Annotated in this window: 5 protein-coding genes and 1 pseudogene; 4 read left to right on the top strand and 2 right to left on the bottom strand. The window is 70.6% G+C overall.

The features are described 5' to 3' along the window. From G3I19_RS33165 to G3I19_RS33155, 3 genes and pseudogenes are all read left to right on the top strand, one after another. Positions 1 to 549, top strand: a pseudogene (locus G3I19_RS33165) (hypothetical protein); the annotation flags it as partial. 508 nt (positions 550 to 1,057) lie between these two features. Beyond that, the gene (asnB, locus tag G3I19_RS33160; RefSeq protein ID WP_164267420.1) at positions 1,058 to 2,899 is read left to right on the top strand and encodes an asparagine synthase (glutamine-hydrolyzing); all 1,842 of its coding nucleotides are present in this window, start codon (positions 1,058 to 1,060) and stop codon (positions 2,897 to 2,899) included. Positions 2,900 to 3,230: 331 nt separating this feature from the next. Then, on the top strand, positions 3,231 to 3,770 hold the full coding sequence (locus G3I19_RS33155) for an ATP-binding protein (RefSeq protein WP_343235284.1): 540 nt from the start codon (positions 3,231 to 3,233) through the stop codon (positions 3,768 to 3,770). 164 nt (positions 3,771 to 3,934) lie between these two features. On the opposite strand, the gene G3I19_RS33150 is transcribed toward G3I19_RS33155, so the two are convergent. Together G3I19_RS33150 and G3I19_RS33145 are read right to left on the bottom strand one after the other, a co-directional pair. Continuing rightward, positions 3,935 to 4,369, bottom strand: a complete 435-nt coding sequence (locus G3I19_RS33150; RefSeq protein ID WP_164267419.1) for an SRPBCC family protein — start codon at positions 4,367 to 4,369, stop codon at positions 3,935 to 3,937. Positions 4,370 to 4,716: 347 nt separating this feature from the next. After that, positions 4,717 to 5,697, bottom strand: a complete 981-nt coding sequence (locus G3I19_RS33145; RefSeq protein ID WP_164267418.1) for a PRC and DUF2382 domain-containing protein — start codon at positions 5,695 to 5,697, stop codon at positions 4,717 to 4,719. 347 nt (positions 5,698 to 6,044) lie between these two features. On the opposite strand from G3I19_RS33145, the gene G3I19_RS33140 reads away from it, so the two are divergent. Next, positions 6,045 to 6,629, top strand: a 585-nt coding sequence (locus tag G3I19_RS33140; protein WP_164267417.1) for a YoaK family protein, incomplete at its 3' end; no start/stop codon positions are given.

Here is a 6,629-nt window from a genome sequence, read left to right as displayed (position 1 = left end):
CCCGCACCCGCCCCCGGTGCGCCGCCGCCATCCGCCCCCGGCTCTGCCCCCGTTCCCGCCTCCTCCACAGCCGCGGTCCGGGTCCCCGCGCCGGACCCGCCGGCCCATGATCCGCACCCCGCCATTCTCTCTGCGGCGCGTGCCGGGCGTCATACCGAGGCGGCCGCCGCTGCCGCCGCCTGGGAGAGCGAGGCGATGCGCTCGTACGGGCCTGGTTCGGCACAGGCCCTGCACTGGCTCGAAGTGCGGGCCGACCTGGCCCACCTCGCCGGGGACGCGGGACGCAGCTGCGAACTGTGGCTGATGGCAGCGGGCGCGCGCCTGCAGAGCGGCCAGCCCGAGGACGACGCCGAGGTCGAGGCCGCGGTGGACCGGGCGCACCACGAGTGGGGCCAGATACCCGACCCGGCACGGGTCCGTACGCTCGCCCCGGATCTGGTCGGGCTGCGCCGCCGGGTGCCCGGACGCCAGCGCGGGGCACTCCAGTTGCTGCAACAACGCCTGGAGCAGCTGGAGATCCGCATCCCCGGCGCGACACAGCAGGCGTAGCGAACCGCCGACGGCGGCCACGTAAGCCAGGCCCAGGCCCAGGCCCAGGCCCAGGCCCAGGCCCAAGCCAGGCCCGGGACGGGCGTGTCCCGCTCCGTCCGAACAACCCCGGTACAAACGGGTATATGGACATTCCGCCTCAGGGCGCCGACCGGATCGTCGGCGCCCTGATCAGTGAGGTAACAAACCAGTCACCGGGATTGATGAAGTCTTTGCCTGTGGCTTGATCTAGTCGTTCTGCTGGTCGGGTGCGGGGTGACGAGGCGTGCATGGCAGGGGTTCTTGTCGCGGGGAGCCCCGGCGCCCGGAGCCCGGGACGGCTGAAAAGCCTGGGTAGGCGAGGCCCGTCGTGTTAACCGTGCGTTGACTGCATGCAGCCGCGTGACTCACGCTCGTCACATAGGTGCTGATTACAACTGATCCGGTCCGGCAGCCGGTTCGCCCGTATATCCGCTGATCAACGCGGGGGCGAGAGGCTCCGGTCGCGGTCGGAAGCAGGAGGAATCACATGTGTGGGATCACCGGCTGGGTCTCTTTCGACCGTGATCTGCGGGCCGAGTCCGAGACATTGGATGCAATGACCGAGACGATGGCCTGCCGGGGCCCGGACGACCGCGGCACCTGGATCAACGGTCCCGCGGGTCTCGGGCACCGGCGGCTGGCCATCATCGACCTCCCCGGCGGACGCCAGCCGATGACCGTCGCAACCGACCAGGGCGACGTGGCCATCGTCTACTCGGGCGAGGCGTACAACTTCACCGAGCTCCGCCGTGAACTGACCGGCCGCGGGCACCGCTTCGTCACCGAATCCGACACGGAGGTCGTGCTGCACGGCTATCTGGAGTGGGGCGAAGGAGTGGCCGAGCGGCTCAACGGCATGTACGCCTTCGCCGTCTGGGACAGCCGCCACCAGAAGCTCGTGATGATCCGTGACCGGATGGGCATCAAGCCCTTCTACTACTACCCGACCGCGGACGGTGTGCTGTTCGGGTCCGAGCCCAAGGCGATACTCGCGAACCCGCTGGCCAGGGCGAAGGTCACTCTCGACGGGCTGCGCGAGCTGTTCGCCTTCGTCAAGACCCCCGGCCACGGGTTCTGGGACGGCATGCACGAGGTGGAGCCGGGCACCGTCGTGACCGTCGACCACGGTGGGCTGCGCCGGCATGTGTACTGGTCGCTGGAGACCAAGCCGCACACCGACGACCAGGAAACCTCGATCGCCAAGGTGCGTACGCTCCTGGACGACATCGTCCGCAGGCAGCTCGTCTCCGACGTGCCGCGCTGCACGCTCCTCTCCGGAGGCCTCGACTCCTCCGCGATGACCGCGATAGCCGCCCGCCAGCTCGCCGAGACCGGCGAGACGGTCCGCAGCTTCGCCGTCGATTTCGTGGGACAGGCCGAGAACTTCGTCGCCGATGAACTGCGCGGTACGCCCGACACCCCGTTCGTCCACGATGTAGCCCGAGCCTCCGGTACCGATCACCGCGACATCGTCCTCGACTCGCACGCACTGGCCGACCCCGACGTGCGCGCCAGGATGATCACTGCCCGTGACATGCCCATGGGCTTCGGCGACATGGACGCCTCCCTGTTCCTGCTCTTCAAGGCCATCCGGGAGCAGTCGACGGTCGCGCTGTCGGGGGAGTCGGCCGACGAAGTCTTCGGCGGATACCTCCAGTTCTTCGACGAGGGGGCCAGGAACGCCGAGATGTTCCCGTGGCTGGTGCGCTTCTCGGAGCACTTCGGGGACGACTCCGACGTACTGCGCTCGGACCTGAGCGCCAAGCTGGACCTGCCCGGTTACATCCGGGACAGCTACCAGGGGGCCGTCGCGGGCATCCAACGGCTCAGCGGCGAGAGCGACTTCGAGTACCGGATGCGCAAGATCTGCTACCTGCACCTCACCCGGTTCGTGCGGGTGCTGCTCGACCGGAAGGACCGGGCGAGCATGGCGGTCGGACTTGAGGTCCGGGTGCCGTTCTGCGACCACCGGCTGGTCGAGTACGTGTACAACACACCCTGGTCGCTGAAGTCCTTCGACGGCAGGGAGAAGAGCCTGCTGCGGGAGGCGACGGCCGATGTGCTGCCGAAGTCGGTCTACGACCGGGTGAAGAGCCCGTACCCCTCCACCCAGGACCCCAAGTACGCCATTGCCCTCCAGGAGCACGCCAAGGACCTGCTGACCAAGCCCTCCCACCCGGTCTTCGACCTGGTCGACGCGGACCGGGTGCGCCGCGCGGCCCAGCGGGACGTCCCGCAGATCACCCAGGCGTCCCGGCGCGGCCTGGAGCGCACGCTCGACCTCGCTCTCTGGCTGGACCTCTACAAGCCGGAGCTGACGTTCTCCTGAGGCGCGCATCCGGTACTTCCGGGGCCGGTGCTCCAGCGGCGCTTGCGAGGCGCCGTTGAACCAGGGCGGGTGGTCGCAGCGCTGCGACCACCCGCCCTGCCGTGTGCCACGACCGCCGTTCTCACCTCGCCGGGCGAGCGCGTGCGGGCGACGATAAAGAAGTCCAGGTCAGTGCGGTGTCGCTGCTGCGCGTTGCGGATTCACCCGGATGGGGTGACTCTGGTGGAAGTCATAGTGTGTCCATCCGATTACTTTCGGTGTCCTCGGGGCTGTCATGTCAGACGAGGTGAGGCCGGTGCACCGCCGCCCACCCTGATGAGGAGACGCAGTCGTGATCACTGAAACACCCCGCGAATACGTACTGGATCTGGAAGCAACACCCGACAGGGTGCCGCAGGTCCGGCGTATCGTCGCAGCGCATCTTCGCCACTGGAGGCTCGAAGAGCTGATCCAGCCGGTCAGTCTGGGCGTGTGCGAACTGCTGACCAATGTCCATCGGCACGCCGGCGAGGACAAACGCTGCACCCTGGAACTGCGCTGGACCGGTCGCCATCTGACCGCGGCCGTACTGGACGCCAGCCCGCGGCTGCCGCAGCTGCGCTGTGCCAGCCCGCTGGTCACCCACGGACGCGGTCTGCCGATGGTCTCCAGCCTCAGCGACAGCTGGGGCACGCACGCCACCGAGGGCGGCAAGGTCGTCTGGTTCACGATCCGCGCCCAGGCCGCCACCGGCAGCCCGCTCGCACCCCGTAATCCCCTCCCGGCCGTCTCGACAGCGGCCCGCAGTCTCGTCGTCGCGGAGCCGTCGGGGCTGCCGCAAGGACGTACCGAGGACGCCCGGTTCGCGGAACTCGTGGACGCGGGCTCCTGACACCACCACGGTCCTGTCGCGCCGTCCGGCGCTGCGGGACGGCACCGGTTCCACCGTGCCCTGCGCCGGCGATCAGGCCGCGCAGGGCACGCGTGGTGTCCGGGACCGTGAACAGTCAGCCGGTCAGCCGGTCAGCCGGTCAGCCGGTCAGCCGGTCAGCCGGGTCAGTCCCGGAGCAGTCCGGCCACCGCACGGCCGAAGAGCAGCCGCCCGGACCACGCGGTGAGGCCGTCGAAAGCCCCGGGGAGCCTCGCGACCCGTAGCTCCTCGCGCCACACGACGCGGCAGCCGCGGCCCTCAGGCCGCACCTCGATCCCGGCCCGGCCCAGCACCACCCGGCCGCGTTTCTCCAGATCGCAGAAGCCCGGACGCCCCGGCAGCGGCGGATCCCAGCGGACGACTTCCATCGGATCGTCGAACCCCGCGGGGCCGACTCCGGTGTGCGCGACGAACACGGTCCCCACCCTGTTCGGCCCCGGGGTCACCACGCTGATGCGGGTCAGCGGGACAAGGGCGGCGTGCAGCTCCCACCGGGTGAGCCGGCGCCAGGCTTCCTCCGGTGGCAGCGCGCTGCAGCGCTCGACGCGGAACTCAGCCATGGGCGCGGACATCCGGACGGCTGCGGGCGGGCTCGGTACGGACCATGTGCGGAAGGGCTCCCTGGTCATCCGTCCGGTGGGACGGTGTCTTCGGGCCGTCGGGGCCGGTCTTCGCTCCGGCCGGCCCGTCCCAGCGTAGGTGTTCGTGCCGAGCACCCGAGGCCCCGGCAGTTCAGCAGAGGACGGCAGTCGACGGAGGACGGCAGGCGGCAGAAGACGGCAGGCGGCAGGCGGCAGGCGGCAGGCGGCAGAGGGCGGTGTGTCTCCACGGGGGGAGACACACCGCCCTCTGCCGGGCCGGGCCGGCCGCGCCCCAGCCGCGTCCGGGACGCGCCGGGCCCGCGGCTTCAGTGCCCGGTGCCCTCCGTGTCCCCACGCTCCTTCGCGGCGTGACCGTCGTCGTACTGGATCTGCTCCTTGCGGACCTCGGCGGAGACTTCCTTCTGCTCGGTGACCTTCTCGGTCTCCATCCGTACCCGCTCGACGGCCACGGCCTCCTTGCTGACCACGGGCTCCTCGGCGTGCAGGATCACCTCCGACTCCGCTTCGCCGATCCGGGCGCGGCCCGCGCTGGTGCGGTCGCCCTCCTTGATGGGCTCCCGTACGACGTGGACCTCTTCGTGACTGACCGGGACCGTGGTCGTCACGTTCTCGGTGACCACCACCTTGCGCAGCCGTGCACGGCCCGAGACATGCTCCTCGGTGCCGACCCGCAGCTGCTCCTCGGAGCGAATCAGCTCCTCGTTCTCGGCCATCGACGCACGCGAACCCACGCCCGCGGGGACGCCCCTGGCGCCTGCGGCGGTGTCAGCGGGGGCATTGGCCCCGCCGTACATGCCGCCCTGTGCGTCACGGCTGCCCGTACCGGCCTGGCCGGTTGTCGTGCGCCGGGTGCCCGCGGTGTCCGCGGCCTCACCGTGCATCGGGCCCGCTGCCTTCTTGTTCGCGGCCCCAGCAGCGCCCGCGGCTCCCGCCGCGCCCGCCGCCTCAGGGGCCCCGGCGGACTGTCCCGGGTGGGTGAGGCCGTAGTGCTGGTACAGCTCCTGCTCCTGGGCGAGATCAAGGTGCTGTTCGGCGTCGAGCCGCGGGGCGTCCTTGACGAGCTCCTTGGCGTGGGGGATGTGCAGGGCGTTCTCCTCACGCCGGGCACCTTCGAGCGGGATGAAGGTTTCCTTGGTGCCGAACAGGCCGGTCTTCACGGTCGCCCACTCGGGGCGGCCACTCTGGTCGTCGAGGTAGACCTGCTCGACGCCGCCGATCTTGTCCCCGGTGATGTCGTAGACCATCAAGCCGGTCAGCTCATCGGGGCTGCGGAAGTCGGCTGCCATCTGTGATCACTCCCTTTTACGTGGTCCGGCAGAGGCTCGGACGGCCACCGCCCGCGGATTGCACGCGTTCTTCCATCGGGTGCTCCTTCCCGCCTCCCGGCAACACGAATGGGCGGCGCCGACTGCCGGAAAGCCCGGACAGGGCGGCGGGCGCGCCCTGATGCCGGGTTCGTGAAGAGAGCCACCCATTACGCCGAACGGGTGAACCTGGAGGGAGCGCCCCGGTCACGTGGACCCCTCACCGCACCGTCCGGTTCCGCCGGTGCCGTTGTGCGGGGCGGTGAATGCGGCGAGCATGGTTCCGGAGGTCGATCTTGCTGAAGACACGCGCCGCCAGGCTGTCCGCTGTGGCTGTGCTGCCCCTGCTGGCGGCCGCTGCGGGAGCCGTCGACGCGCTGGCCTTCATCGCCCTCGGCCATGTCTTCGCCGGGGTGATGACCGGCAATCTGATCCTGCTGGCCATCGGACTCGGCAGTGGCTCACCGGGCGACGCCGTGTATCCGCTGGTCGCGCTCACCGGATTCGGGGTTGCCGTGCTCGTCGCGGGCCGCTTCTGCCGTACCCGACCCGGCGCAGGACGGGACGGGTCCACAGCGGACGACGTATCGGGCGCCGACTGGAGCCGGGGAGTGTTCGGCTGTCTCGCGGTCGAAGTCGCGCTCCTCGCCGCGGTAGGGGTGGCATGGGCGGCCGTCGGAGGCCACCCGGACGGCGACGGGCGCGCCGCGTTGATCGCCGTACTGTCCGTGGCGATGGGCCTCCAGACCGCCGCCATGTTCGCCGCCGGCCCCGCCGGAGCGCCGACGACGTACTTCACCGGGACGCTCAGCTCCCTGCTGACCGATCCCTCGGGCGGACGCCCGGCCGGCAGCAGGCTCGCCGCGCTGCTCGCCGGTGCGGTGGGCGCCGCTGCGATGAGGAGGCGACCACCG

It is taken from the genome of Streptomyces sp. SID10853, from assembly GCF_010548145.1.
Lineage (GTDB): Bacteria > Actinomycetota > Actinomycetes > Streptomycetales > Streptomycetaceae > Streptomyces.
This window is presented reverse-complemented; position numbering and strand designations above follow the sequence as displayed.

What these genes read in the sequence shown, in the direction of transcription:
- asnB (WP_164267420.1), top strand. Translation starts at nt 1,058, where the DNA reads ATGTGTGGGATCACCGGCTGGGTCTCTTTCGACCGTGATCTGCGGGCC.
- G3I19_RS33150 (WP_164267419.1), bottom strand. Translation starts at nt 4,369, where the DNA reads ATGGCTGAGTTCCGCGTCGAGCGCTGCAGCGCGCTGCCACCGGAGGAA.
- G3I19_RS33145 (WP_164267418.1), bottom strand. Translation starts at nt 5,697, where the DNA reads ATGGCAGCCGACTTCCGCAGCCCCGATGAGCTGACCGGCTTGATGGTC.